Annotated in this window: 23 protein-coding genes; 12 read left to right on the top strand and 11 right to left on the bottom strand. The window is 59.8% G+C overall.

Annotated features, from left to right (window positions below):
- Positions 1–356 precede the first annotated feature (356 nt).
- Genes ftsX through ftsY form a run of 3 tightly spaced genes read right to left on the bottom strand, consistent with a single transcriptional unit; the run spans position 357 to position 3,767 of the window.
- Positions 357–1,310, bottom strand: a complete 954-nt coding sequence (gene ftsX, locus G5168_RS05230; protein WP_005342860.1) for a permease-like cell division protein FtsX — start codon at positions 1,308–1,310, stop codon at positions 357–359.
- Positions 1,310–1,978 carry a cell division ATP-binding protein FtsE gene (gene ftsE / locus G5168_RS05235; protein ID WP_005339995.1) on the bottom strand — a complete coding sequence of 223 codons (669 nt, stop codon included), beginning with the start codon at positions 1,976–1,978 and terminating at the stop codon, positions 1,310–1,312. Before ftsE ends, ftsX begins: the two co-directional genes overlap by 1 nt.
- Before the next feature lie 58 nt (positions 1,979–2,036).
- Positions 2,037–3,767 (bottom strand): signal recognition particle-docking protein FtsY, encoded by a 1,731-nt coding sequence (gene ftsY, locus G5168_RS05240; protein ID WP_227341532.1) that lies wholly within the window; start codon positions 3,765–3,767, stop codon positions 2,037–2,039.
- A gap of 110 nt (positions 3,768–3,877) precedes the next feature.
- Between ftsY and rsmD the strand changes: the two genes are divergently transcribed.
- Both rsmD and G5168_RS05250 read left to right on the top strand, forming a co-directional pair.
- On the top strand, positions 3,878–4,507 hold the full coding sequence (rsmD, locus tag G5168_RS05245) for a 16S rRNA (guanine(966)-N(2))-methyltransferase RsmD (RefSeq protein WP_075112753.1): 630 nt from the start codon (positions 3,878–3,880) through the stop codon (positions 4,505–4,507).
- A complete protein-coding gene (locus G5168_RS05250) occupies positions 4,491–4,802 on the top strand; it encodes a DUF1145 domain-containing protein (protein WP_227341533.1) in 312 nt (103 codons plus the stop codon). Before rsmD ends, G5168_RS05250 begins: the two co-directional genes overlap by 17 nt.
- 855 nt (positions 4,803–5,657) lie before the next feature.
- On the opposite strand, the gene G5168_RS05255 is transcribed toward G5168_RS05250, so the two are convergent.
- The 5 genes from G5168_RS05255 to G5168_RS05275 form a co-directional block, all read right to left on the bottom strand.
- Complete coding sequence (locus G5168_RS05255; protein ID WP_005339987.1) at positions 5,658–6,644, bottom strand: helix-turn-helix transcriptional regulator; 987 nt, start codon at positions 6,642–6,644, stop codon at positions 5,658–5,660.
- Between the two features lie 289 nt (positions 6,645–6,933).
- Positions 6,934–7,320, bottom strand: coding sequence for a SirB2 family protein (locus G5168_RS05260; RefSeq protein WP_005342850.1), 387 nt, complete (start codon positions 7,318–7,320; stop codon positions 6,934–6,936).
- The gene (locus G5168_RS05265) at positions 7,317–9,173 is read right to left on the bottom strand and encodes a monovalent cation:proton antiporter-2 (CPA2) family protein (protein WP_337073106.1); all 1,857 of its coding nucleotides are present in this window, start codon (positions 9,171–9,173) and stop codon (positions 7,317–7,319) included. The genes G5168_RS05260 and G5168_RS05265 overlap by 4 nt, the downstream gene beginning before the upstream one ends.
- Positions 9,174–9,240: 67 nt before the next feature.
- Entirely contained in the window at positions 9,241–9,837 is a 597-nt protein-coding gene (locus G5168_RS05270) for an NAD(P)H-dependent oxidoreductase (RefSeq protein WP_005339958.1), read from the bottom strand.
- A gap of 101 nt (positions 9,838–9,938) precedes the next feature.
- Entirely contained in the window at positions 9,939–10,781 is an 843-nt protein-coding gene (locus tag G5168_RS05275; RefSeq protein ID WP_164537854.1) for a LysR family transcriptional regulator, read from the bottom strand.
- A gap of 142 nt (positions 10,782–10,923) precedes the next feature.
- Between G5168_RS05275 and G5168_RS05280 the strand changes: the two genes are divergently transcribed.
- From G5168_RS05280 to G5168_RS05305, 6 genes are all read left to right on the top strand, one after another.
- Positions 10,924–11,646, top strand: coding sequence for an SDR family oxidoreductase (locus G5168_RS05280; RefSeq protein ID WP_421251921.1), 723 nt, complete (start codon positions 10,924–10,926; stop codon positions 11,644–11,646).
- An 88-nt stretch (positions 11,647–11,734) separates the two neighbouring features.
- A complete protein-coding gene (locus G5168_RS05285; protein WP_005339955.1) occupies positions 11,735–12,058 on the top strand; it encodes a hypothetical protein in 324 nt (107 codons plus the stop codon).
- Between the two features lie 46 nt (positions 12,059–12,104).
- Positions 12,105–12,536 carry a DUF411 domain-containing protein gene (locus G5168_RS05290; RefSeq protein WP_005348551.1) on the top strand — a complete coding sequence of 144 codons (432 nt, stop codon included), beginning with the start codon at positions 12,105–12,107 and terminating at the stop codon, positions 12,534–12,536.
- Positions 12,537–12,770: 234 nt separating this feature from the next.
- Positions 12,771–14,924 carry a S9 family peptidase gene (locus G5168_RS05295; protein WP_421251922.1) on the top strand — a complete coding sequence of 718 codons (2,154 nt, stop codon included), beginning with the start codon at positions 12,771–12,773 and terminating at the stop codon, positions 14,922–14,924.
- 413 nt (positions 14,925–15,337) lie between these two features.
- Positions 15,338–16,309 (top strand): TAXI family TRAP transporter solute-binding subunit, encoded by a 972-nt coding sequence (locus G5168_RS05300; protein WP_204382487.1) that lies wholly within the window; start codon positions 15,338–15,340, stop codon positions 16,307–16,309.
- Positions 16,310–16,412: 103 nt separating this feature from the next.
- Positions 16,413–18,968: a TRAP transporter permease gene (locus tag G5168_RS05305; protein WP_263084904.1), complete on the top strand. Its 2,556-nt coding sequence runs from the start codon at positions 16,413–16,415 to the stop codon at positions 18,966–18,968.
- A gap of 75 nt (positions 18,969–19,043) precedes the next feature.
- Here the strand turns inward: G5168_RS05305 and pmbA are convergent, their stop codons facing one another.
- Positions 19,044–20,387 carry a metalloprotease PmbA gene (gene pmbA / locus G5168_RS05310; protein ID WP_421250845.1) on the bottom strand — a complete coding sequence of 448 codons (1,344 nt, stop codon included), beginning with the start codon at positions 20,385–20,387 and terminating at the stop codon, positions 19,044–19,046.
- A gap of 114 nt (positions 20,388–20,501) precedes the next feature.
- On the opposite strand from pmbA, the gene yjgA reads away from it, so the two are divergent.
- Positions 20,502–21,026, top strand: a complete 525-nt coding sequence (gene yjgA / locus G5168_RS05315; RefSeq protein WP_421251923.1) for a ribosome biogenesis factor YjgA — start codon at positions 20,502–20,504, stop codon at positions 21,024–21,026.
- A 392-nt stretch (positions 21,027–21,418) separates the two neighbouring features.
- On the top strand, positions 21,419–22,195 hold the full coding sequence (locus tag G5168_RS05320; RefSeq protein ID WP_421251924.1) for a gamma-glutamyl-gamma-aminobutyrate hydrolase family protein: 777 nt from the start codon (positions 21,419–21,421) through the stop codon (positions 22,193–22,195).
- A gap of 3 nt (positions 22,196–22,198) precedes the next feature.
- Here the strand turns inward: G5168_RS05320 and G5168_RS05325 are convergent, their stop codons facing one another.
- On the bottom strand, positions 22,199–22,582 hold the full coding sequence (locus G5168_RS05325) for a hypothetical protein (RefSeq protein ID WP_227343122.1): 384 nt from the start codon (positions 22,580–22,582) through the stop codon (positions 22,199–22,201).
- Positions 22,583–22,727: 145 nt separating this feature from the next.
- Here G5168_RS05325 and G5168_RS05330 point away from each other — a divergent pair, with 145 nt between their 5' ends.
- Together G5168_RS05330 and G5168_RS05335 are read left to right on the top strand one after the other, a co-directional pair.
- Entirely contained in the window at positions 22,728–24,254 is a 1,527-nt protein-coding gene (locus G5168_RS05330) for a mechanosensitive ion channel domain-containing protein (RefSeq protein WP_421251980.1), read from the top strand.
- A gap of 45 nt (positions 24,255–24,299) precedes the next feature.
- Positions 24,300–24,698, top strand: coding sequence for an STY0301 family protein (locus G5168_RS05335; RefSeq protein ID WP_421249441.1), 399 nt, complete (start codon positions 24,300–24,302; stop codon positions 24,696–24,698).
- Between the two features lie 76 nt (positions 24,699–24,774).
- Here the strand turns inward: G5168_RS05335 and G5168_RS05340 are convergent, their stop codons facing one another.
- The gene (locus tag G5168_RS05340) at positions 24,775–25,485 is read right to left on the bottom strand and encodes an HAD-IA family hydrolase (protein WP_421251925.1); all 711 of its coding nucleotides are present in this window, start codon (positions 25,483–25,485) and stop codon (positions 24,775–24,777) included.
- Positions 25,486–25,503 lie beyond the last annotated feature (18 nt).

Consider the following 25,503-nt stretch of genomic DNA (forward strand, 5'->3'; position numbering starts at 1 on the left):
GCCCAGTTTTAGACCGGCTTATCTTAAGCCTGCAGGATGAATCATGAATGAACAGTCAAAAAAAGGGGGTCACAATGAAGGACCCCCGAAAAGTAGCATGCTAAGTCCATTGTTGCGGAGCTCGCAACCTTCACATGCTTGCCAAGTCTGACGAGCAAGGCAGAGGGGCCACACCCGTATAAATGCTTCAGCTTTAATAGACTGCTTATAAATCAGAAGGTTCACTGGATCTAGCGAAGATCCGGAAGATCATTGTTATTCAGAATACTCTGACTATGGGGGCCAAGCCAGAAACGGAGCCTCTTTTACTTGATCCACCTCTCAAAATCCAGCGATTTACTTTGATAATAAATTAATCAGGATGGCTCTATATCTCGAATGTGACGATGAACCGAAAACCAGGAAGCAATCAGCCCCAGCAAGGCCCCCAGCAGGATCAGGTTCACCCCATCTACCAGACCCATGCCAACCAGCCGGAAGTTACTGTTATACAAGCCCGCAAGCTCCTTCACCACCCCTTCGCTCCAGATCACCATCACCTCGGTCAGCCACCATGCCAGCATGCCGCCGATCACCCCGAACCAGATGCCGGTATAGAGGAAAGGGCGATGGATGAAGGCATCGGTTGCCCCCACCAGCTTGAGCACCTCGATCTCTGAACGCTGGTTGAGGATGTTGAGACGCAGGGTGTTGCCGACGATCAGCAGCACGGCGGAGAGCAGCAGCACGGCGATACCGGTAATGGTGTGACGCAGCAGGTTCATGATCCCCTGCAGGCGGGTCAGCCACTGCAGATCCAGCTTGCCCTGCTCGACCCCATCCTCATTGTTTAGCTTGCCGAGCAACTCGGCGGCCCCTTCCGGATTCTGCCAGCGCGGATCCGGAATGACGCTCAGCACCGGCGGTAGCGGGTTGCTGTCCAGATAATCGAGGGCATCGCCGAAACCGGAGATCTCGCGAAACTCCCGCAACGCATCGTCACGGCTCAGGTAGGTGACCGAATCCACCTCGGGATAGAGCAGGATCCTGTGCTGCAGATCGAGAATGCTCTGCTCCGGCAGATCCTTGCGCAGATAGAGGGAGATCTGGGAGCTGTTCTGCCAGCTCCCCTCCACCACCTCGGCGTTTTTCAACAATACGTGGAAGCAGGAGGGCAACGCCAGACTGACACCGAGCACCGCCAGCGTCATCAGGGAGGCGAGCGGATTTCGCCACAGCTCCCCGAGACTGGCAAACGCCTGCCGCACATGGTCAACCCCGTACATCATCAGACGACGCAGCGGCGGCTGCTTGTGACGAACGATAGCCATCAGAGCTCCTCCCCGGCCGAATACATGCGACCCGCCTTGAGGGTCAGGGTGCGATAGCGCATGCGGGCGATCAGCCCCAGATCGTGAGTAGCAATCAGTACAGAGACCCCAAAATTGTTGAACTCCTGAAATAGCCGCATGATATCCATGGAGAGCTGGGGATCCAGGTTGCCGGTCGGTTCATCCGCCAGCAGCAGCGGCGGCTTGTTGACGATGGCACGGGCGATGCCGACCCGCTGCTGTTCACCCCCGGAGAGCATCCGCGGCTGGTAACGCTCCTTGCCGAGCAACCCTACCTTGTCCAATGCCGCCGCCACCCGCTTGTTGATGTCCGCATGGCTGTAACCATCGATCACCAGCGGCAGCGCTACGTTGTCGAACACGGTGCGGTCCATCAGCAGGCGGTGATCCTGAAAGATCATCCCGATCTGGCGGCGAACATAGGGGATCTGGCTGCGCTGGATATGGCTGACATCATCACCATGAAAGAAGACGCGACCATCGGTCGGACGCTCCATCACGCTGATCAGTTTGAGGAGGGTACTCTTGCCCGCCCCCGAGTGCCCGGTCAGAAAGGCCATCTCTCCCTTGCGCAGGTGAAAGCTGACCTTTTGCAGCGCCTGATGGCCGCCGCTGTATACCTTGCTGACCTTGTCAAAACGAATCATAACGGTTCCCTGACATTGACAAACCCCGACCGAAGTCGGGGTATGGAACACTTAATCATCACGGCTGAGCTGACTCATCGCGGCTGAAGAGCGCCTCGATGAAATCGTTGGCAACGAAGGGACGCAGATCGTCGATCCCCTCGCCCACCCCGATATAGCGGATCGGGATCTGGAACTTGTCGGCCACCGCGAAGATGACGCCGCCCTTGGCGGTGCCATCCAGCTTGGTGAGGGTGATGCCGGTCAGGCCAACCGCCTCGCTGAACAGCTTGGCCTGGCTCAGGGCGTTCTGGCCGGTGCCGGCATCCAGCGTCAGCATGATCTCGTGGGGGGCCTCTTCATCCAGCTTCTTCATCACCCGTACTACCTTCTTGAGCTCTTCCATCAGGTTGCTCTTGTTCTGCAGGCGACCGGCTGTGTCGGCGATCAGCACGTCAGCCCCGCGGGAGCGGGCGGCCTCGATGGCGTCATAAATAACGGAGGCGGAGTCGGCACCGGTATGCTGGGCAATCACTGGAATGTTGTTGCGCTGGCCCCATACCTGCAGCTGCTCGACCGCAGCGGCACGGAAGGTGTCACCCGCTGCCAGCATCACGCTCTTGCCTTCAGCCTGGAACTGCTTGGCCAGCTTGCCGATGGTGGTAGTCTTGCCGACGCCATTCACGCCGACCATCAGGATCACGTAAGGCTTCTTGCTGGTGTCGATCATCAGCGGCTGCTCGACCTTGGCCAGCATCTCGCCCATATCCTGTTTGAGCAAACCGTAGAGCGCCTCGGCATCCTTGAGCTGCTTGCGATCCGCGTGCTGCACCAGCCCCTCGATGATACGAGTGGTGGTATCCACACCGAGATCGGCGGTCAGCAGCTGGGTTTCCAGCTCTTCAAACAGCTCATCGTCGATCTTCTTGCCACGGAAAAGGCCGAAGAAACCGGAGCCGATATTCTCCTTGGTGCGCACCAGACTGCGCTTGAGGCGAGCAAAGAAGCCCTCCCGCTGCGGTTTGTCCTGGGTGTCGTCGTCTACCTTGGCGGCCAGCGGCAGAGCAGCCAGTGCGGCGGCCTCAGCCTCCATCGCGGCGACCAGGCGCAGATCTTCCGCGCGTTGGGCCTCTTTGGCGATACGGGCTTCTTCAGCAGCCTGAGCTTCAGCGGCAATACGAGCCTCCTCCGCAGCGCGAGCTTCAGCAGCAATGCGAGCTTCTTCCGCAGCACGGGCTTCGGCAGCGATGCGAGCCTCTTCCGCGGCGCGGACTTCGGCAGCGATACGAGCCTCTTCCGCAGCGCGGGCTTCGTCAGCAATACGAGCCTCTTCCGCAGCGCGGGCTTCGGCGGCAATGCGAGCATCTTCCGCGGCACGGGCTTCGGCAGCAATGCGAGCCTCTTCCGCAGCGCGGGCTTCGGCAACGATACGAGCCTCTTCGGCTGCCTTGACCTCAGCGGCAGTGCGAGCGGCTTCAGCGGCACGCTCCTCTTCGGCGATCAGCGCTTCGTTGACGATCACCGGCTCCAGATCGGAGGCGCACTCCTCCACCACCAGCGGGCCGTGATCGTCCAGCTCGGTCGGCAGGCAGCAATCATCTTGCAAAACGGAATTCTGTGCGCTGGCAGGCACTTCGGGGGCAACGGCCGGCGTACTATCGGAAACAGTGGTATCGGAAACGGGAGCGGGGGTAGCAGTGACCTCGGGCTCAACGGTAACGGGGGTGGCTTGGGGTGTCTGTGGTTGGACAGCCTCAGCCTCTTCTTTCTTGCGGCCGAAACCCAGCCAGGAAAACAAACCTTTTGCCATCTAAAAATACTCACATCAAAGGCTGACTGCTAAGATAGCCGTCCCTTGGCGGGTCGGCATAAAAATGAACCGCCTTATACTACCACTTTATTTTCTGACGATGAAACGCGATGCCCAGAGTGAAATCCAGCCGTAGCAACCCGAGCAAGAGTCCCGCCCCGCAAGGAAAATCGGGCTTTGTAAGAATCATCAGCGGCCAGTGGCGAGGCCGCAAATTGCCGGTCAAGGATGTGGAGGGGCTCAGACCCACCACGGATCGCGTCAAGGAAACCATCTTCAACTGGCTGGCCCCCCATATTCGCGGCACCCGCTGCCTGGATCTGTTTGCCGGCAGCGGCGGACTCGGACTGGAGGCGCTGTCGCGCTATGCCGAGCAGGTGACCCTGATCGAGATGGACAAAGGGGCCGCCGACCAGATCAAGAAGAACCTGGCCGCCCTCGGCAGCAGTCAGGGTCAGGTGATCCAGTCAGATGCAGTGAGCTGGCTGCAAGGCCCCGCCACTCCCTTCGATCTGGTCTTCCTCGATCCACCGTTTCGCCGCGAGCTGCTGCCGCAAGTGTGCGAACTGCTGGAGCAGCGCGGCTGGCTGGCACCGGACGCCCTCATCTATCTGGAGCGGGAAAAAGAGATGGCCGATCTAGCGCTGCCCGCCAGCTGGCAACTACTCAAGGACAAACAGGCCGGTCAGGTCTGCTATCAACTCTATCTAAGAGAGGTAAACAATGAAGCGAGTCTTTAATCTGTTGGCGATGGGGCTGATATTGTTCTTCTGGTTTGGCGTGCTGGTGAGCCTGATTGCCCCGCTGCCCGGCAAACTCAACGGCTTTCTGCCGGTCTGCGGCGTGATCGTCGCCCTGCTGCACTGGCTGCAGGCCAGCATGATCAAGGCGGCTTGCAAACGCTACTTCGCTGTCACCAAGGCCGAATTTGTCACTGTGCTGATCTTTGGTGTGTTTGGCATGGTCGACATTCGTCAGCGCCTGCAAGAGATCGTCAACGCCGCCCAGCGCGGCAATCTCTCGGACAAATCATAAAAGAAAAGGGGACGGCGGTAGCCGTCCCCTAGAGTCGTGTCGTCCTGTCCGTAGAACTGCAATGCTCCCTGCAATCCCTGACGTTATCCTAATCCTTTGGAATATCCCCTTTCCAATCCGTTGGCGTGTCCTGCGGCGTTCCTGGCCTGGCAATTCATCCTGAACTGCTTCCCTGTCTCCATCCTGGAGGTGTCCATTACCACGTCCTGTGGGGTTCCTTGCGTCTTCCTGACAGATAACCATCCGGGTTATCTCACTTCATCCTGAAGTATTCCTCTCGCATCCGGCGAGGTCCTGTTCATCCTGAAGAACGAGGTTCCGTTCGTTCTACTCCCATCCCGAGAGTGTCCTGCCGCATCCCGCGGTGTTCCTTTATTCATCCGTGACGATAATCATCCTGATTATCGAGCTCATCCTGAGGTGTCCCTTGTCCACATCCTGCGGACTATTCCATCTTTATGCGCTGCCCTGCATCCTGCCGGACCAGCTCCGTCCTTGTGAAACCCATACTAAGGAAATGCGCCCCCCGAACAAGGGCCATCCGATGATAAAGATCCGATGCGGCTCTCATCCCAAAAAACAAACTTAAAAACTAACCCTTTAATATCAGTTATTTATTTAGTTTCACGGGAAAGTTCGATCATTCTGGCATGGCTTCGCGTACGGCTCAAAGCGCCAGCCTCTTACAGTCGCTATGGCAGATCTCTTACACGGGTTTCGCCCCCCAAAAACGGGGCAGGAAAACGGTTCAATCCTGACGTTAAGACTTAAAAATTAGTTGAATAAATATGCTTAAAAAAACCGCAAAAAAAGAGCCGAGACCAGGCTCGACTATTCAACATTCCAATTTTTTAATCAGCTCAAGCGGTTGGCCGGATTGAGATAGGCCTTGCGCAACGATTCCGGTGCCAGCACCTCCAGTTCACCGCCGATGTTGTTCAACCAGCTGCGAAACTCCGGGGTGTCCTGCACTTCGGTCTCCACCACCACGCTGCGCTTGTCATAGCGGGTCATGCGTGGATTGTTGCCGGGGATCTGGTTATCCACCAGCGACTGGCTGTTGGCATCGATCCGGCCGACGAAGCGGATCGGGCCGCTCACATCCTGATAGCCCTGATCGCGGATCAGCTTCTGGATATTGAAATCCTTCGGCTGGGTGGCGCTGAAGTTGGTCAGCTCCACGTTCTTGATATGGTCAAACGGGATGCCGTAAACCTTGGGATCCAGCTCGGATAGTGTGCAGAGCAGGATCGGCCCGTCCGGCTGATTGAGAATGCCGAGCGGGTTGATACGGTCGTAGCAGAGCCACACGGTGCGCTCTTTGATCACACGCTGGATCTCGGCACTGAACTTGCGACCACGCCAGAGCGCATCGCGGATCAGGGTGCTGCGACGGATCTCCGGGTTGCCGGCAAACGGGCGCGGTGACTGGTGGACACTCTCCAGCCAGCGTTCGGCCAGTTCACTCTGGCTGTCGCGGATCACCTGGCTCGCCTTGTCGACCAGCGGATTCAATTCAGTCAGTACACTCGCCGGCAACAGTTGGCTCGCCTGATCACTCCAGGTTTTCAGGGCCACTGCCAGCGAGAGGGGCATGATATTGGCAAAGTCGTTGAGGCCGTGGCGCTCGAAGCACCAGCCATGGGGTTTACTGCGCTCGTCCGAGGTGAGGTCGAACAGTCCCATGCCGGACATCTCCTCCAGGTCCCGTTGCACGGTACGCAGACTGACGTGGATGCCTTCCTCTTCCAGTTTTACCTGAAGTTGGCTGGCGGTCAGCTTGTAAGGGCGGTGCGGGATGCAACGCGCCAAGGTCAGTTGTCGTAACAGCTTCTTACTCATGGTGCATGCCTTCACTGGTTTAGCGTTGATCGTATCCTAGTCGCAACTTGCGACAGTCTATGTCGCAAGTTTTGCGGCGACAACTGTCGCCATTTTCATACAAAGCAACTCATGTACATGATTTATAATATAAAAATCACTTAGCACGGCAAACTTAACACTTTAAGACAAGCTAACCATCACGAAGAAAACTAAGTGGAGAGGCAGGCTAACATCAAGGGGAATAGGATTTTTCTGAATCTGTTCTTTTGAAATAGCCGGAGGGAGGCAATCCTCCCTCCAAGCTCAATCACATCAGCCACGACCAGGCTGACTTGGTGATGGCCGCACCGACCATGTAGCCAAACACCGCCAGCGCCGCCACACCGGCCACCAGCTTCTGACCGCGGGCCGGGCGCTTGAGTGCCATGACACCCAGACCGATATAGAGCACCAGTGCAATCAGCTTGGCCATCAGCCAGGGCTGCTGGCCGGGGCTCAGCTGCAAGGTCACCGCCAGCAGCACGCCAAACAGCAGCAGGAAGGTGTCGTTGATATGGGGCAGGATCTTCAGCCACTTCTGCTGCAACCGATCGCTGCCGGCCAGCGCCAGACTCCAGCGATAGATAAAGAGCAGCAGACTGACCAGCGCCAGCGTCATATGCAGGTGTTTGAACATGGGATAATAGGCAATCATTTTGCTTCCTTGTCGTCGTCGGGTAGCCCGCTGTTCCAGTTGTGGGCATGGATACGCTCCTGCCCCTCCTCGTCGTCTTGCAACAGATCGGAGAGGATCTCCCGGTATTGCAGGCTCTTGTTGATATAAGTGTGTTCGTCGTCCAGATAGTTGACCTGCTCACGCAACAGCCAGTTATCGTGCTGCTTGAAGGTCTGCCCCGCCCGCCAGGCCTGGTTGGCCCGAAAACCGAGCTGGGTCAGGGCTTCCACCCCCAGATCGACCGCCGAGCCCAGGGTTTCCCGGTGCACGCTCTCGACCCCGTGGCGCAGGATCTCGTGGGCATGGGGTCGATCCAGCGCTCGCGCCAGGATCTTCAGGTGCGGGAAGTGCTTCTGCACCATCTCGATCACCGCCAGCGAGGTAGCTGGATCGTTGATGGAGAGCACCAGCAGCTTCGCCTTGTGCGCCCCTGCGGCATGGAGCAGATCGATCCGGCTGGCATCGCCATAGAAGACCTGATAGCCATACTTGCGCAGGGTCTCTATCTGGCTAGCATCCTGCTCGAGGATGGTGGTACCGATGCCGTGACCGTGCAGCAGACGCCCCACGATCTGACCGAAGCGGCCGAAGCCCGCGATGATCACCGGATGCTCCACCAGCTCAGGTTGCTCATGCTGCGGTGCGTCGCTCTGGTTACGGTAATCGAACCAGGGCTGGATCACCCGATCGTTGAGGATCAGCAGCAGCGGGGTGAGCGCCATCGAGAGCGCCACCACCAGCGTCAGCAGCGAGATGGTCTCGCCGGGCAGCACCCGGTTCTGGGCGGCAAACGAGAAGAGCACGAAGGCAAACTCGCCCCCCTGCGCGAGCGCCAGCGCGAAGGTCCAGCGTTGACTCGGCGAGATGCGGATGATGAAGCCGAGCGCCATCAACACCAGCCATTTGAGCACCATCAGGCCAACCACCATAGTGGGTATCAGGAAGGGGTGCTCGGCAAACAGTCCGAAGTCGATCCCCGCCCCCACCGACATAAAGAAGAGGCCGAGCAGCAAGCCCTTGAACGGCTCTATGTCGGCCTCCAGCTCATGGCGATATTCGCTGTCGGCCAGCACCACCCCGGCGAGGAAGGAGCCAAGTGCAGGCGAAAGCCCCACCGACTCCATCAACACAGCGATAGCGATCACCAGCAGCAGAGCGGCGGCGACGAAGATCTCCCGCATATGGGACTGGGCGATGGCACGAAACACCGGCCGCATCAGGTAGTGGCCACCCAGCACTATGCCGGAGATGGCCGCGACCACCAGCAGACCATGCTGCCAACCCGCCAGCTCGGAGCCACCATTGCTGGCGACCGGCGCCATGGCCAGCAGCGGCAGCAGCGCCAGGATCGGAATGACCGCAATATCCTGAAACAGCAGCACCGCAAAGGCGGAGCGACCGCTCTCGCTCTGCATCAGCTTGCGCTCCTGCAGGCTCTGCAACACGATGGCGGTGGAAGAGAGCGCCAGAATGAGGCCGATGGCCAGCCCCTGTTGCAGCGGCAGACCGATCAGGTGCGCCACGCCGGTCAGTGCCGCCGTGGTAAGCAGCACCTGCAGGCCGCCGGTGCCGAGGATCGGCCCCTTCAGCTGCCACAAGAGGGCCGGACGCAATTCAAGACCGACCAGAAACAGCATCAGCACCACGCCAAACTCGGCGAAGTGCATCACATCCTTCTGCTCCCCCACCAGCCCCAGCAGAAAGGGGCCTATGATGATCCCCGCCAGCAGGTAGCCGAGCACCGAGCCTAGCCCCCAGCGTTTGGCCAGCGGTACCGCGATAACGGCGGCGGAGAGGTAGATAAAGGCATCAAACAGGATCCCGTGGCCCATCAGTCAGCCCTCCGTGTGAACATCAGATCCGGCTCATAAGCTCGGCCAGCAAGCTGCCCGTGTTTCATCAGAGCACCTCCAGCAAGTCGCGCAGATAAGGGCGCCCGGCCAGTTGCTCCGGGGTCAGCTGATCGTCACGCAGGGCGCAAAGCAGCTGGCGGTAGTCCTGCCCACAGCGGCGCAGGGCGGCGGGATCCTTGATCTTGTGAAAGGAGTGGAGCACGAAAGGGGGCAGCCAGTTCATGCCGCACAAGGTGGCCGCCTGCTGAAATGGCAGCAGAAAATCGAGCAGCGGTCGGCTGTTGTAACCCTCGCTGCAGTAGGACTCCGGCGCCCCGCCGGTGGTGATGGCGCTCAGCCACTGCTTGCCCTTGAGGGCGTGGGCTTCAGGGCCGTAGGCATAGCCATACTCCAGCACCAGATCCATCCACTCTTTCATGATGGCCGGGCAGGAGTACCAGTAAAACGGGTGCTGGAAGACGATGATGTCGTGCTCACAGAGCAGCGCCTGCTCCCGCTTCACATCGATAAACATGTCGGGATAGTGCTGATAGAGGTCGTGAACCGTGACCCCCTCCAGCCCCTCAATCGCCTGCAACAGCTGCTTGTTGGCCCGCGAGCTCTGCAGCGCGGGATGGGAAAAAATAACCAGAATGCGTTTCATGACCACATCACCCGAACAAAGCCTTGCGGTGCAAGGCGAGGTAAACAGAAAAGGGGAGTCTGGGGAGCTGCATCGTAAAGGTGCACAGGAGAGCGACCTTATCAGGAAGCGCCATAGCCTGCCAACTCGGGGATCAGCTCCCGCAGCGCCGGATTGAGGGTCTGGTGGGCGGGATAGCAGAGCCCGATCCGGCGAAACATCCGCGGCCCGCTCACCGGCAAGGTACAGAGCCCCGCCTCATCCTCGACCAGCCCGTCCGGCAGAAAACTGATGCCGACCCTCGCCAGCACCAGCGCCATCACCAGCCCCTTGCTCTCGGCCTTTGCCACCAGATTGAGGGTAAGGCGGTCACAGGCCAGCAGGCCGATAGTCTGCTGATGGGCTTCGCAGGGCGGGCACTCAATAAAATCATAATGTTGCAGCTCGGCGAGCTCGATCCTTTCGCGACTGGCAAGGGGATGGTCGACCGGCACGCAGAGCACATAATCCTCCTCCCACAGCGGCAGAAAGATCTCGTCCTCCCGGCGCAAGGCATCCAGCGTCAAGCGGCAGTCGGCGGGTGTGGTGTAGTCGGAAAGGGTGAGATCCAGCTGCGGCAGCACGCGCTGTACTTGCTGCAGCAACCCGGCCACCCGGCGGCGACTCAAGTCCGGCATGATGGCGATATTGAGCCTCGCGCGCGTCGCTTTCTGGCGAAACAGCTCCGGCAGACGGCGCGCCTCCTCCACCAGCTTGACTGCGTGAGGATAGAGATAGTGGGCCGGATCTTTCGCCACCACCCCCTTCTTGCCCCGGACAAACAGGCTGTCACCGAGCGCCTCTTCCAGCTGGCGCAGCCCCGCCGAGAGGGAGGGCTGGCTGACGTGGCAGCGCTCGGCCGCCGCCGTGATGTTCTTCTCTTCATAAATGGCGATGAAGAAACGCAGCAATCTCAAGTCCAGCATAAACCAACCATAGTTTTTTCAGATGATAACCAGCGGAAAACAATATTTATCACTTATAGATGCAGTGACTATAGTGATTGGGTTCCGTGCTGGCCAGCCACCTGTTTGCTCAAACCGACTCTTGAATCAGAAGGAAAGACCCATGTCCAAATCTCTCGTCGTGATCACCGGTGCCTCCGCCGGGATCGGTGCCGCCATCGCCCGTGCCTTCTCTGCTGCCGGTCATCCGCTGCTGCTGCTGGCCCGCCGGGTCGAGCCGATGCAGGCGCTGAATCTGCCCGATACCCTCTGCATCGGGGTCGATGTGACCGACACCGCCGCCATGAAAGCCGCCGTCCAGCAGGCAGAAGCCAAATTTGGCCCGGTGGGCTGCATGGTCAACAACGCCGGTGTCATGCTGCTGGGTCAGGCCGATGTGCAGGATCCCGCCGAGTGGCAGCAGATGCTCAACATCAACGTGATGGGGGTGCTGAACGGCGTCCACGCAGTGCTGGCAGGCATGAAGGAGCGCCGCAGCGGCACCATCATCAACATCAGCTCCATCGCCGGTCGCAAGACCTTCCCGAACCATGCTGCCTACTGCGCCACCAAGTTCGCCGTGCACGCCCTGACCGAGAACATCCGGGAAGAGGTGGCCGATGTCGGCGTGCGGATGGTGACCATTGCCCCGGGTGCGGTCGAGACCGAGCTGCTCAGCCACACCACTGACGAGAGCATCAAGGCCGGTTACCACGACTGGAAAGATCAGATGGGTGGCGTCATTGCACCGGAAGTGATCGCCGATGCCGTGCTCTACGCCTGGAACCAGCCTGCCAACATCTGCGTGCGCGAGATCGTGCTGGCAGCGACCCGTCAGCAACCTTGAATCCAGCTGACTGACACCATGGGGAGGGCTTGACCCTCCCCCGGGGCACAGGGTTACCATGTGCCCCTTATTTTTTCCGAGTCATTCCATGGTTCTCACCCGTCGCCAACTCGCTCACGCCCGTCGCTGGCTCCCCTTGTGGAGTCTGGTGCTGGTGTTGATGTCGTTTGGCAGCCGGGCCGCAACCGACCTCTGTACCCTGACCACCCACTGCAGCCAGAGCGAGCGCACCCTGGAAAAAGCGATGCCCTGCGGCAGCTTTACCACCGCCCTCTCGATGACACTGGTAGGCAGCGACAGCCTGACGGTCGCCGTACTGGAACCGGACACCCCCGACTTCGCCTCCCCCTCTCTCTTTATGCCGGACGCTCCGTGCGAGCGGCTCGAACGTCCCCCACGCACCCGGATCTGAAACGCATCCCGTATCGGGCATCTTTTCTTTCAATCTGAGGTGAGTGATGTACAAACCCCTGTTACTGGCCATGCTGGCTGGTACCGTCAGCTTTTCGGCTCTCGCGGCCGAGAAGATGACCGTCTACAAATCCAAATATTGTGGCTGCTGCCAAAGCTGGAACGAGCACATGGAGCAGAATGGCTTCGAACTGGACGTTATCGAAACCGAACAGCTCGGCGCAGTGAAGCAGCAATACGGTATCGCGCCGGAACTGGCTTCCTGCCATACCGGTATCGTAAATGGCTATGTGATCGAGGGGCATGTACCGGCCGCCGATGTACAGAAGCTGCTCAGGGAAAAACCGGCGATCCGTGGCCTGACCATTCCGGGCATGCCCCAGAGTGCGCCGGGCATGGATATTCCGGGCCATCCCTATGAGGTACTGAGTATCAGCAACGAGGGCGCGACCAACCGCTGGTCGAGCTACCCCGGCTGACGAAAACTGGCCATGAGAGGGCACTCCCATATCATGTGAGGCACACCTGAGCGGACTCTTGCCGCTCATGGCCAGAAAGAGGGCCGCTATCGCGAGATAGCGGCTTTTTTTGATTACATTTCCTGCAATAACAAGGGATTGCTTGCAACCACCGGCAACAAGGGGCAGATTTAACGCCAATTCATGGAGCCGATGCTCAGGTCTACCAACCCTTTCCAGCGCCAAGGATGCGACATGTTTACCTTTTCCCGAGGAGTTCTGCTGCTAGCCTTTCTGACAGTTCTCCCCCCCACTTATGCCAATGAAGAGCCCGCCATGCTGACAAGCGAACATCCAATCCAGCCGCCCGTGGCCGCCAAACATCCCCGCACTCTGAAAAAACACGGGGATACCCGCATCGACAACTACTACTGGCTGCGTGACGACGAGCGGCAGAAGCCCGAGGTGTTGGACTATCTCAAGGCCGAGAACGCCTATACCGAGGCCATCCTCAAGCCGACCCAACCCCTGCGCGAGCAGCTTTACAAAGAGATGGTCGCCCGCATCCCCCAGCAGGATGAGTCGGTACCCTATGTGAAGAACGGCTACCGCTACCAGACCCGCTATGAGCCGGGCAAGGAGTACGGGATCTATTCGCGCACCAAGCTCGGTGAAGAGCAGGCGAGCCTGCTGCTCGACAGCAACCTGCGGGCTGAAGGGCACGAGTTCTATGCCCTCGGCGCCCTTGAGGTGAGCCGCAACAACCGCTGGCTGGCGGTGGCGGAAGATTTCCTCTCCCGTCGTCAGTACCAGATCCAGTTCCTCGATCTGGAGAGCGGCCAGTGGGCCACCGACAAACTGGAAAATACCTCCGGCAATCTGGTGTGGGCCAACGACAACAAGACCGTCTTCTATGTGCGCAAGCACCCGCAGACCCTGCTGCCCTATCAGGTCTATCGCCATACGCTCGGGACGGATCCGGCCACGGACAAGCTGGTCTACGAGGAGAAGGATGACTCCTTCTACATCAGCCTCTACGCTACCACCTCGGAAGATTTCATCGTCATCGCCCTCTCCAGCACTACCACCGGCGAAGCGCGGCTGATCGATGCCAACCAGCCGGAGCACGCCCCACGCCTGTTCCTGCCCCGTCAGGTGGATCACGAATACAGCCTGGATCACTACCGCGGCCGCTTCTATGTGCGTTCCAACAAGGACGGCAAGAACTTCGGCCTCTACGAGACCAAGGAGAGCCCGGTCGATCGCTGGAAGGCGGTGATTGCCCCCAATCCGGACGTGCTGCTGGAGAGCTACGCCCTGTTCAAGGATTGGCTGGTACTGGAAGAGCGCAACAAGGGGCTGACCCGACTGCGCCAGATCAACTGGCATAGCGGTGACGAGAAGGAGATAGCCTTCGACGATCCCGCCTATGTCACCTGGCTCGCCTACAACCCGGAGCCGGATACCAGCGCCCTGCGCTATGGCTACTCCTCCATGACCACCCCCGCCTCCACCTATGAGCTGGACATGGCGAGCGGCAAGCGCATCCTGCTCAAGCAGCAACCGGTGGCCGGCTTCAAGGCCGACCAGTACGCCAGCGAGCGGCTCTGGGTGACCGCCCGCGACGGCGTATCGGTGCCGGTGTCGCTGGTCTATCGCAAGGACAAGTTCAAGAAAGAGCAGGCTGATGCGCCCAAGAATCCGCTGCTGGTCTATGGCTATGGATCCTACGGCGCCAGCATGGATCCCGACTTCAGCAGCTCGCGCCTGAGCCTGCTGGACAGAGGCTTCGTCTACGCCATCGCCCATATCCGGGGTGGTGAAGAGCTGGGCCGTCACTGGTACGAAGATGGCAAGTTGCTGAAAAAGCAGAACACCTTCAATGACTTCATCGATGTCACCAAGGCGCTGGTGGAGCAAGGCTACGGTGCCAGGGATCAGGTCTACGCCATGGGCGGCAGCGCCGGCGGCCTGCTGATGGGGGCAGTCATCAATCAGGCGCCCGAACTCTATCGCGGCGTGGTGGCGCAGGTGCCGTTCGTCGATGTGGTCACCACCATGCTGGACGAGTCGATCCCCCTCACCACCGGGGAGTATGACGAGTGGGGTAACCCGAACCAGAAGCGCTACTACGACTACATGAAGAGCTACAGCCCCTACGATCAGGTCAAGGCACAAGCCTATCCCAACCTGCTGGTCACCACCGGACTGCACGACTCTCAAGTGCAGTATTGGGAGCCCGCCAAGTGGGTCGCCAAGCTGCGCGAGCTGAAGACGGATGATAACAAGTTGTTACTGAACACCGACATGGACGCCGGCCACGGTGGCAAGTCGGGCCGCTTCAAAGCCTACGAAGATATCGCGCTGGAGTATGCCTTTATCCTGGATCTGGCCACCCCGGCCAACTGATCCATTATGACCCCGGCCCTTGTCACACAAGGGCCGCATAAGAATCCCCTCCTAGTTTTTCCCTCTTCCATTTCCCTTCATATCAAATTAATCTTCGGCTAGAAAATGAATGATCAAGGTCATGTTTCTCAAGATTAAACTCCGTGATTTTGCCATTTCGTTTGATTTATGTTGGGTGAATGTGCTTAATCGGAGTGCTTGCAACTTTTTATTTGGCCCCTCAGGGGCCAATTTATCTTCGACCGACAGGAGGTCGGTAGCCTCACCACAGGATGAGGGTGACTGCCGGAAAGGGGGGAATCAACTCCCCCGCTTTCGCGCAACGAGAAGAGCAGGCAAGCCCGGCGCAGAACGGGATTGCCATCAATTTATCCGGGGATCGGATAAACAAAATCAAAGAAAAGGGAGAAAAAATGAAAGGATTAACTTTGGCATGCGCCCTGTCGGCGGCTCTGGTCGGTGTCTCATTCGGTGGTCCGGTACAAGCGCAGGAGCGCTTCGTGACCATAGGCACCGGCGGTCAGACCGGCGTCTACTATGTCGCTGGCCAGTCCATCTGCCGCTTCCTCAATCGCGGCGCCGCCGATCACCAGATCAAGTGCAACGCCCCGGCCAGTGGCGGCGGTGTTGCCAACGTCAACGGCATCCGCAGCGGTGAATTCAACTTCGGCATCATGCAATCCGACCACCAGTTCAAGGCGATGAAAGGGCTGCCACCGTTCCAGGCCGAAGGGGCCATGGACGATATGCGCGCCGTCTTCTCCCTGCAGAGCGAGGTGTTCACCATCCTGGCTCGCCGCGATGCCAAGATCGCCAGCTTCGACGATCTGAAGGGCAAGCGCGTCAACATCGGCAACCCGGGCTCCGGCCAGCGTGACACCATGGAAGAGATCATGGCGGTCAAAGGCTGGAAAAAGGGTGACTTCGGTCTGGTCTCCGAGCTGAAACCGGCCGAACAGGCCTCCGCCCTCGGTGACAACAACATCGATGCCATGAGCTACTTCGTCGGTCACCCGAACGGCGCCATTCAGGAAGCCTCCACCACCACAGATGCAGTACTGGTACCTGTGACCGGCGCCGACATCGACAAGCTGCTGGCCGAGAAGAGCTACTACAGCAAGGCCGAGATCCCGGGCGGCATCTACAAGGGCAGCGATAAACCGACCCCCTCCATCGGTGGCAAAGCGGTGCTCTCCACCAGCGCCAAAACCGATCCGGAAGTGGTCTATCAGCTGGTCAAGTCGGTGTTCGACAACCTGGATCGCTTCAAGCGCCTGCACCCTGCCTTTGCCGACCTGAAAGAGGCCGACATGATCAAGGTGGGTCTCTCTGCACCGCTGCATGAAGGGGCTGCCCGCTACTACAAAGAGCGCGGCTGGATCTGATTGAAGGCCCCGGGGCCTTTGTCACTCTCTTCGACACCCGTCCGCCGCCTGATTGCGGGGGCGGGTGTCGCTCTTGTTGTACTCGTTGGCACAAGTTAACCCTATGCAAGATAAACAACTCTCTACCGAGGAACTGATCGCCCAGGATGTGGGCGCTCGCCTGCCGCTGGGCATCATGGGCTGGCTCATCACCGCGCTGGCGCTGGCCTGGTCCCTGTTCCAGCTCTGGATCGCCTCGCCACTCCCCTTCATGGTGGGGTTTGGCGTACTCAATGACACCGAAACCCGCTCCATTCACCTCACCTTCGCCCTGTTGCTGGCTTTTCTGGTGTTCCCGGCATTTCGCTCCTCGCCGCGGGATCGGGTTCCCCTCGGCGATATCGCCCTCGGTCTGATCGCTGCTGGCGCCGCCTCTTACCTGTTCGTGATGTATGAAGCACTGGCGCTGCGTCCCGGCACCCTCACCACCGCCGATCTGGTGACCGCCTGCATCGGCATTCCGCTGCTGCTGGAAGCGGCGCGCCGCGCCCTGGGGCCAGCACTGGCGGTCATCGCCATCGTCTTTCTGATCTACAGCCTGGCGGGCCCCTGGATGCCGGGACTGCTGGCACATCGCGGGGTAGGTTTCACCGCGCTGGCCAACCACCAGTGGATCACCACCGAAGGGGTGTTCGGCATTGCCCTTGGCGTCTCCACCAGCTTCGTGTTCCTGTTCGTGCTGTTTGGCGCCCTGCTGGAGCGTGCCGGTGCCGGTCACTACTTTATCCAGCTCGCCTTCAGCCTGCTCGGTCACCTGCGCGGCGGCCCGGCCAAGGCAGCAGTGGTCGCCTCCGGCCTGACCGGTCTGATTTCCGGCTCGTCGATTGCCAACGTGGTGACCACCGGCACCTTCACCATCCCGATGATGAAGAAGGTGGGCTTCAGTTCAGAGAAAGCGGGGGCGGTGGAAGTGGCCTCCTCGGTCAACGGCCAGATCATGCCACCTGTGATGGGGGCTGCGGCTTTCCTGATGGTCGAATACGTGGGCATCCCCTATGTGGAGATCATCAAGCACGCCTTCCTGCCTGCCACCATCTCCTACATAGCGCTGCTCTACATCGTCCATCTGGAGGCCCTGAAACTGGGCATGCAGCCCATCGGCAACCATCAACCCAAACCCTGGCTGCGTCGCCTGACCGGTTTTGCCTTTGGCGCAGCCCTCATCAGCGGCCTGTCACTGGCGGTCTACTATGGCCTCGGCTGGCTCAAACCTGCTCTGGGTGACTACGCCCTGCCGGGGATCTCGGTACTGCTGGCTGCCGCCTATGTGGCCCTGCTGAAGATCGCTGCCAGCAATGAACCGCTGCCTGCTGAAGATCCCGACAAGCCGCTCACCGAGTTGCCCAACACCCGCGCCGTGCTGCTCTCCGGCCTGCACTTCCTGCTGCCGGTGGTGGTACTGGTGTGGTGCCTGATGGTGGAACGCCTCTCGCCGGGGCTGTCGGCCTTCTGGGGGACCGTGATGCTGGTGATCATCCTGCTGACCCAGCGCCCGCTGCTCAACTGGCTGCGCAAGGACGGCAAGCACGACTACGGCACCGTCGCTGACGGCGTGGTGGATCTGCGGGAAGGGCTGGTCGCCGGTGCCCGCAACATGATCGGTATCGGCATTGCCACCGCCACCGCGGGGATTATCGTGGGTGCGGTCTCCCAGACCGGGGTCGGTCTGGTGCTGGCGGATCTGGTGGAGTTCCTCTCCATGGGCAACCTGCTGCTGATGCTGCTGCTAACCGCTCTGCTGAGCCTGATCCTTGGCATGGGGCTGCCGACCACTGCCAACTACATAGTGGTCTCCAGCCTGCTGGCACCAGTGGTGGTGACGCTGGGACAGCAAAACGGGCTGATCGTGCCGCTGATCGCGGTGCACCTGTTCGTCTTCTACTTCGGCATCATGGCGGATGTGACGCCGCCGGTGGGGCTGGCTTCCTTCGCGGCTGCCGCTGTCTCCAAGGGCGATCCCATCAAGACCGGGATCACGGCGTTTTACTACAGCCTGCGTACCGCGGCGCTGCCGTTCCTGTTTATCTTCAACACCGATCTGCTGCTGATCGACGTGGACTTCGCCCACGGGGTGCTGATCTTCATCGTGGCGACCATCGCCATGCTGATCTTCGCCGCCGCCACTCAGGGCTGGTTCCTGGTGAAGAGCCGCTGGTACGAAAGCGTGCTGCTGTTGCTGGTCGCCTTTACCCTGTTCCGCCCGGGTTTCTGGATGGACATGGTGCACGACCCCTATCGCGAGACCCCGCCTGCCCAGCTGGCCCAAACCATGGGTGAAGTGGAGGCGGAGAGCACCCTGCGGCTGCGGATCCTCGGTGAAGATGCAGTGGGCAAGCCACGCAAGTTCACCCTGCTGGTCGCCGTACCGGATGGGGCAAATGGCGAAGAGCGGCTGGCCAATCTGGGGCTGAGCCTCTATGAGCAAGATGGCAAAACGCTGATCGACAACGTCGCCTTTGGCAGCCCGGCCGCCACCATGGGGCTGGAGTTCGATCAGGAGATCCTCACCGTCAAGGCGCCCACCGATCGCTGGCGCAAGGAGTGGATGTGGATCCCGGGCTTCCTGCTGTTCGGGGTGATCGTCTGGCTGCAGCGTCGCCGCAGCGTCAAGGCCGGTTAATCCGCCAGGCAAATAAGACAGAGGGCCGCGATTGCGGCCCTCTTTTTATGGATATCGATCTCGCTGCAGCGGCGATCAGTGACCCGCCAGCTTCATATTCTCTACCAGCACCGAGCCGGTCTTGAGACTGGAGCGCTCATCCTCGTCACGGCCCACCGCCACGATGTGGCTGAACATCTCGGCCAGATTGCCGGCGATGGTGATCTCCTCGACCGGATAGGCTATCTCGCCATTCTCGACCCAGAAACCGGCGGCGCCGCGGGAGTAGTCGCCATTGACGATATTGACCCCCTGCCCCATCAGCTCGGTCACCAACAGGCCGGTGCCCATCTCTTTCAGCATGCCCTGAAAATCCTGGCCGGTATTGGAAACCTGCCAGTTGTGGATGCCACCAGCGTGACCCGTGGTGGTCAACCCCAGCTTGCGAGCGGAGTAGGAGGTAAGCAGCCAGCTCATCAGCTCGCCGTTACGGATGATATCCATATCGCGGGTACGCACCCCTTCCCCATCAAACGGAGTACTGGCGAGCCCGCCAAGCAGGTGAGGGAACTCCTGAATGGTGAGCCACTCTGGCAGGATCTGCTTGCCCAACTTGTCGAGCAGGAAGCTCGACTTGCGATAGAGGTTGCCCCCGCTGATGGCCATTACCAGATGGCCCCACAGGCCGGAGGCAGTATCGGGGTGGAACAGCACAGGGGCATGGCGGGTAGAAATCTTGCGGGCGCCGAGACGGGAGACGGTACGCTCCACCGCCTCGTCGGCGATGCGCTGCGCGCTCCAGAGCCCGTCGAGGGAACGGCTGGAGGAGTAGCCGTAATCCCGCTGCATGTCGCCATCCTGCTCGCCGATCAGCACGCAGCTCAGGGAGTTACGCGACGCCGCGTAGCCTTTGACGAAGCCGTGGCTGTTGCCATAGACCTTGATGCCAAGATGGCTGGAGAAACCGGCACCGTCGGAGTGCTTGATACGGACATCGCGACCCAGAGCGAGTCGTTCGCACTCGATGGCCAGATCGATGCCGCGCTGGGGATCCAGCTCGATTTGGTGACACAGTTGCAGGTCGGGGGCATCCCAGGCCAGCAGCTCGGCGTCCGCCAGACCGGCGCAATCATCCGCCGAGGTGTGGCGGGCAATCTCGATGGCCGCTTCAACGGCGGCACGAATGGCGGGTTTGCTCAGATCGGTGGTCGAGGAAGATCCCTTGCAACCATCGCGATAGACGGCGATGCCGAGGGCGCCATCCTTATTGAATTCAATGCTTTCCAGTTCACAACCCCGGGTGTTCACCGACAACCCGGTCTGCTTGCTGATGGAGACTTCGGCCAGCGAGGCGCCCAGTCCTTTGGCTATCTCCAGGGCTTCGGCAACCACGGCCTCGAGATGGGCTTGATCCTGGCGGATTTGGTCTTGCTGATCCATAACTCACATCTGTATGAAAGAAGGAAAGGGGGGTAAGCATATCAGACCCCTGCGCCCAGCGGGAGAAGCTGGTAACATATCCGCCAAACGTGAATGACAGGAATCAAGAGACCGATGAGTCAATATCAAGACGACAACGAGTTCGAAGACTGGGGCCCCAGCAAGAGCCAGCTCAAGCGCGATGCCGAAGCATTGCAGAAAATGGGGGAAGAGATCGTCTCCCTCAGCCACAGCGAGCTGGAAAAAATCCCGTTGGATGAAGAGCTTGCAGAAGCTGTCGAGCTGGGTCGCAAACTCAAGCCGAAGAAGGATGAGTCCTTCCGTCGCCATCTGCAGTTCATCGGCCGCCTGATGCGCAGCCGCGATATCGAGCCGATTGCCGAAGCGCTCTCCATCATCAAGAACCGTCACTCCACCGTGAATGCGCGCCTGCATCGCCTGGAGCAGTGGCGCGAGCGCCTGATCACCGAAGGTGACAGCGCCCTAAACGAGCTGATGTCCCAGTTCCACGAACTGGATCGCCAGAAGCTGCGCCAGCTGATCCGCTCCGCCAACAAGGAGCGGGTGCTGAACAAGCCGCCGGTCGCCTACCGCGAGATGTACCAGTATCTGCGCGGCGAGATCGAAGACCTGCTGTGATCCCCGAAACACGCCTCCCCTCGCGGAGGCGTGTTTATCTTGATGCCTTTTCCCCTACCCCCTCCCTGTGCGTTTAATATATCCACCACTCTGGTGTTCCTGGCATACATCCCTATCCGTTTTTCCCAGTAAAATCGCCACTAAAGAACCATTCAAAACTATTGCATTAACAATTTTGCATCATTTTGTTTGACATATTGAACAGCCTTGGCAGACTGGGGAGAGGATCCAGGCTGTCGCTGCCGAGGCTGACCGACGATTCGATTCTGCCACCCGGTAAGACGCGGGATCCCATGACCATACCTTGAGGCATGCCCTTGCCCAGCCGATGTGCAAGGGTCTGCCCAAGGTGCAGGATGAGACTTCAACGCCAGGGATAATCAGGGTGTTCTATGCCAAATTCCATACTCGTCACCAACCGTAAACCCGTCGTGCTGATGACCATGGGGGCCCAGCCCCGCAACGGCCACGCCTATCAGGTAATGACCCACAAATACATCATGCCGCTGGTCGAGATCAGCGGCTGTGTCCCGCTGCTGGTGCCCACCTGCTGTGGCACCGCCGATCTGGAGCAGTATCTGGATCTGGCTGACGGCATCTATCTGAGCGGCGCCGGCTCCAACATCGATCCGGCGCTTTACGGACAGGAGAACCTCACCCCGGAGAAACAGCAGGACAAGGATCGCGACTTGTTCGATCTGCCCCTCATTAAGGGAGCCCTCGCCCGTGGCTTGCCGATCCTCGGGATCTGTCGCGGCATGCAGGAGATCAACGTGGCACTGGGCGGCGATATCCACCAGAAGGTCTACACCGAACCGGGTTATGACGATCATCGGGAAGATGCCGACGATCCGGTCGACGAACAGTATGGGCCAAGCCATCAGATTGAGCTGCTGCCGGGCAGCTGGTTTGCCGAACTGATGGGGGCTGAACAGATACCGGTCAACTCCCTGCATGGACAGGGGCTAAACCGTCTTGGTGATGGCCTAGAGCCGCTGGCCCATGCCGAAGATGGACTGGTCGAGGCCATCCATGCCCCTACCCTCTCCCCTTTCCTGCTGGCAGTACAGTGGCACCCGGAGTGGAAAGCCAGCGAGAATCCTCACTCCATCAAGATCTTCCAGGCCTTTGGTGACGCCTGCCGACGCCGTCAGAGAGATAATCGTTAACGCTTATTCACCAAATCCTCGCGCCTTGAGCTTGGGCAATCCGCCCCGCTCGGGGCGCAGGGTACGGCAAATATCCATCCCCTTGAGCCCGCGCTGGATATGATCAGGCGAATGGCCAAACACCATGCCGTTGCTGCGGTAGAGGTTGTTGTCATCCAGCTCGAACTTCTCGCCGCCGATCAGCAACTGCTCGCGGCCATTGACCGTATCACCCCGTTTGATGGGCACCTTCATATCGCTCAGCACCTCGCCGGTGGCACACCCCTCGCGCCAGCGCGCCTCGCTGGAGAAGGGGGTAATAGCTATTTCACGCCAGGAGCCATCCCGGAATTCGACCCGATACTTCTCGACCAGCAGATCGCAGCCAGCCAGTGGCAACAGGGCCATCAAACAGATGATTTTCTTTGAAAATTTCACTCAATCGCACTCCTTTGCCCGGTTCTGCACAGGATAAATAAATTGCTGCCCCAACGCACCATTTCCCCGTGCCGGAACGGCTATGCTGGAAATAAAACCATCACAAGGGGCCGTCATGTTCAGCGACAACCTCACTGCGCTACCCACACTGATATGGATCCGCGAACACCCGTTCTGGACCCTGCTCACACTCTCTCTGATGCTGCTCCACTTCTGGCGCTGCCCCGGGCAACGACGGGAGCTGCTCTCCGAGCTCAGCTTCGTGATGATAAGCACTGTCGTGATCCTGCTGATCCAGTTGGAAGGGGGCTGGTTCAAACTGCCGCTGCCCCATCAATTGCTGATCGAGATCTCCACCCTGCTGGCGGGCCTGATATTGGTAAAAGTGTGGGGGATACTGCTGTTCGAATTTCTTCTGCCCCTCTGCCAGATCCGCATCCCGCGGATCATCGCCGACATCGTCATCACCATCGGCTATATCGGCTGGGGTCTGTTTCGCCTCTACGCCTCCGGCATGGCGCTCGGGGAGATAGTCACCACCTCGGCGGTGATCACCGCGGTCATCGCCTTCGCCATGCAGGATACTTTGGGCAATCTGCTGGCCGGGGTCTCCATTCAGCTCGACAACTCCATCGCCATCGGGGACTGGCTGCAAGTGGACACCACCCAGGGCCGGGTAGTGGAGATCAACTGGCGTGCCACCACCATCGAGACCCGCAACTGGGAAACTGTGGTCATCCCCAACAGTCATCTGCTCAAACAGCGCTTCACCGTGCTCGGGCGTCGCCGTGGCGAGCCGCTGCAGTGGCGACGCTGGGTCTGGTTCGATCTGACCCTGGATACCCTGCCGACCCAGATCATCGCCCTGATCGAGAAATCCCTGCGAGAGACCAAGCTCCCCTGCGTCGCCAAGCATCCGCAACCGGATTGCCTGCTGATGAATGTCGAGGGGGGGATTGCCCGTTATGCGGTGCGCTACTGGCTGACCGATCTGGCTCGCGACGATCCGACCGACTCCATGGTACGCAGCCTGATCGATGCCGCCCTGCGTCGCAACGATCGCCGTCTTACCCCACCGATCTTCAATGTCTTTATGGCCAAGGAGAAGCAGCACCTGGATGCCCGCCACAAGCGCCACACCGCCGAACGAACCGATACCCTGCGCAAGCTGCCGCTGTTTGCCATGTTGCAGGAGGATGAGCTGATCAGACTGGCGGACCAGGTGAAGTTTGCCCCCTTTGTCAGCGGTGACATCATGCTGGAGCAGGGTGAGGTCTCCAGCTGGCTGTTCGTACTGGTCAAAGGTGAAGCCGAGATGCTGATTAATCTGGAAGGGAAAGAGTTGAAACTGGGCACTCTCGGCGCAGGTGACTTCTTCGGGGAACTGAGCCTGCTCACCGGCGAACCCAGTACCTTCACCGTGCGGGCGGTGGCCACCGTCGAAACCTATCGCATCAATCAGAGCATGTTCCAGGAGCTGGTCGCCCAGCGCGAGTCACTGGTCGAGCCCCTCTATCGAGTACTGAGTGACCGTCAGCAGGAGCAACAGGCACTGCTGGAACGAGAGGCAGAGTCAATGAAACGGCCACCACAACAGCTTGATCTGCTTGATAAACTGATGAAGCTGTTCGGGGGCAGATGACGTAGCATGGCATCTTGTTGAGGACGTGAAGAGAGAACAGCAGCCATGTTACTGACAACCCTGGCCCTTGCCGCCAGCCTGCAATTTGATTGTCCTGCCACCATCGAGGCTCGCCAGCAGCTGCTGACCCCGCAGCAGGGCTGGCAGGCCGTGACCCGCAACGACAACGGCAAACCTGGCGAGCGCCTCACCCATCGGCTGGATCGTCTCTCCCTGTTTGACGGAAATCCCGATGAGCGGGTCCAGCTCAAACCGGATAACGGCGACAGCGACGAGATCCACTACTGGAGCCAGCTCGATAGCAGCCTGCGCCCCCTCTATCTGGTCTGCCGCTATCAGAACAGCGCCATCACCCTGCAGCAGGCGCTGCCCGTCGGCATCAGTTACTGCCGCGTCAACCAGCGCGACCGCTACACCCTGCTCGGGTTGGTTTGTCGCAAATAGCGGGCGTAACCCCTTGCCATATATCGCTATTCGCTGACAGCCATTACCGCCTGAGCGTGGCCACCCGCCAGCGCCATCAGAGCAGCAGCTCAGCCAGCTCCTCCAGTGCCGTCAGCTCCACGTCCGGCAACTGTTGCAGCCGTTGCCACGGTTGCTGCCGTTCGTTGAGCCAGGCGGCGCGAAAGCCATGCAGACGGGCACCCAGTACATCGGTCTCGGGATGATCCCCCACATGGAGGATCCGCTCCGCTGGCAGCTTGAGGGCACTGCGGGTCTGCTCAAACATATCCGGCGCCGGTTTCATCCTGGCGCCCGCCCCCGCCTTGCAGACCAGCGTGAAGTAGCGATCCAGCCCGGCCTGAAGCAGATCCAGATTGCCGTTGGTGATGACCACCAGCGGGTAGCGTTCGGCCAATCTGGCCAGCAGCTGATGAGTGGACTCGCTCACATCGATCTTCGAGCGCTCTGCCAGAAACGCAGCAAAGACCTGCTCCGCCTCGCGACTGGCCTGCTGGTCGGCCATCCCCCCCTCGACCATGGCGGCGCGGATGGTCTGCTGGCGCGCCAGGCTGACATCGTGGCGCAGCCCGGGGTTGGCCAGCAACACAGCGCGTTTTAGCTCCAGCCAGCGTGGCTTGTCGAGCATGGCTGTCGCCAGATATTCGCCGCGCAGATGGCTCAACATCCACTGCTCGGCCCGCACGATGGCGGGGCCGTTGTCATAGAGGGTGTCATCGAGGTCAAACGAGATGGCAGCAACCGGCTGCCAGCGGCGATAGAAGTGCATGGACTCTCCTCTGCAACG

The organism is Aeromonas sp. 600724, from assembly GCF_049175135.1.
GTDB lineage: Bacteria > Pseudomonadota > Gammaproteobacteria > Enterobacterales > Aeromonadaceae > Aeromonas > Aeromonas veronii_A.

Bases quoted from the DNA above. Each gene is read 5' to 3' on its own strand.
- ftsX (WP_005342860.1), bottom strand. From the start codon at position 1,310: ATGGCTATCGTTCGTCACAAGCAGCCGCCGCTGCGTCGTCTGATGATG.
- ftsE (WP_005339995.1), bottom strand. From the start codon at position 1,978: ATGATTCGTTTTGACAAGGTCAGCAAGGTATACAGCGGCGGCCATCAG.
- ftsY (WP_227341532.1), bottom strand. From the start codon at position 3,767: ATGGCAAAAGGTTTGTTTTCCTGGCTGGGTTTCGGCCGCAAGAAAGAA.
- rsmD (WP_075112753.1), top strand. From the start codon at position 3,878: ATGCCCAGAGTGAAATCCAGCCGTAGCAACCCGAGCAAGAGTCCCGCC.
- G5168_RS05250 (WP_227341533.1), top strand. From the start codon at position 4,491: ATGAAGCGAGTCTTTAATCTGTTGGCGATGGGGCTGATATTGTTCTTC.
- G5168_RS05255 (WP_005339987.1), bottom strand. From the start codon at position 6,644: ATGAGTAAGAAGCTGTTACGACAACTGACCTTGGCGCGTTGCATCCCG.
- G5168_RS05260 (WP_005342850.1), bottom strand. From the start codon at position 7,320: ATGATTGCCTATTATCCCATGTTCAAACACCTGCATATGACGCTGGCG.
- G5168_RS05265 (WP_337073106.1), bottom strand. From the start codon at position 9,173: ATGGGCCACGGGATCCTGTTTGATGCCTTTATCTACCTCTCCGCCGCC.
- G5168_RS05270 (WP_005339958.1), bottom strand. From the start codon at position 9,837: ATGAAACGCATTCTGGTTATTTTTTCCCATCCCGCGCTGCAGAGCTCG.
- G5168_RS05275 (WP_164537854.1), bottom strand. From the start codon at position 10,781: ATGCTGGACTTGAGATTGCTGCGTTTCTTCATCGCCATTTATGAAGAG.
- G5168_RS05280 (WP_421251921.1), top strand. From the start codon at position 10,924: ATGTCCAAATCTCTCGTCGTGATCACCGGTGCCTCCGCCGGGATCGGT.
- G5168_RS05285 (WP_005339955.1), top strand. From the start codon at position 11,735: ATGGTTCTCACCCGTCGCCAACTCGCTCACGCCCGTCGCTGGCTCCCC.
- G5168_RS05290 (WP_005348551.1), top strand. From the start codon at position 12,105: ATGTACAAACCCCTGTTACTGGCCATGCTGGCTGGTACCGTCAGCTTT.
- G5168_RS05295 (WP_421251922.1), top strand. From the start codon at position 12,771: ATGTTTACCTTTTCCCGAGGAGTTCTGCTGCTAGCCTTTCTGACAGTT.
- G5168_RS05300 (WP_204382487.1), top strand. From the start codon at position 15,338: ATGAAAGGATTAACTTTGGCATGCGCCCTGTCGGCGGCTCTGGTCGGT.
- G5168_RS05305 (WP_263084904.1), top strand. From the start codon at position 16,413: ATGCAAGATAAACAACTCTCTACCGAGGAACTGATCGCCCAGGATGTG.
- pmbA (WP_421250845.1), bottom strand. From the start codon at position 20,387: ATGGATCAGCAAGACCAAATCCGCCAGGATCAAGCCCATCTCGAGGCC.
- yjgA (WP_421251923.1), top strand. From the start codon at position 20,502: ATGAGTCAATATCAAGACGACAACGAGTTCGAAGACTGGGGCCCCAGC.
- G5168_RS05320 (WP_421251924.1), top strand. From the start codon at position 21,419: ATGCCAAATTCCATACTCGTCACCAACCGTAAACCCGTCGTGCTGATG.
- G5168_RS05325 (WP_227343122.1), bottom strand. From the start codon at position 22,582: ATGGCCCTGTTGCCACTGGCTGGCTGCGATCTGCTGGTCGAGAAGTAT.
- G5168_RS05330 (WP_421251980.1), top strand. From the start codon at position 22,728: ATGTTCAGCGACAACCTCACTGCGCTACCCACACTGATATGGATCCGC.
- G5168_RS05335 (WP_421249441.1), top strand. From the start codon at position 24,300: ATGTTACTGACAACCCTGGCCCTTGCCGCCAGCCTGCAATTTGATTGT.
- G5168_RS05340 (WP_421251925.1), bottom strand. From the start codon at position 25,485: ATGCACTTCTATCGCCGCTGGCAGCCGGTTGCTGCCATCTCGTTTGAC.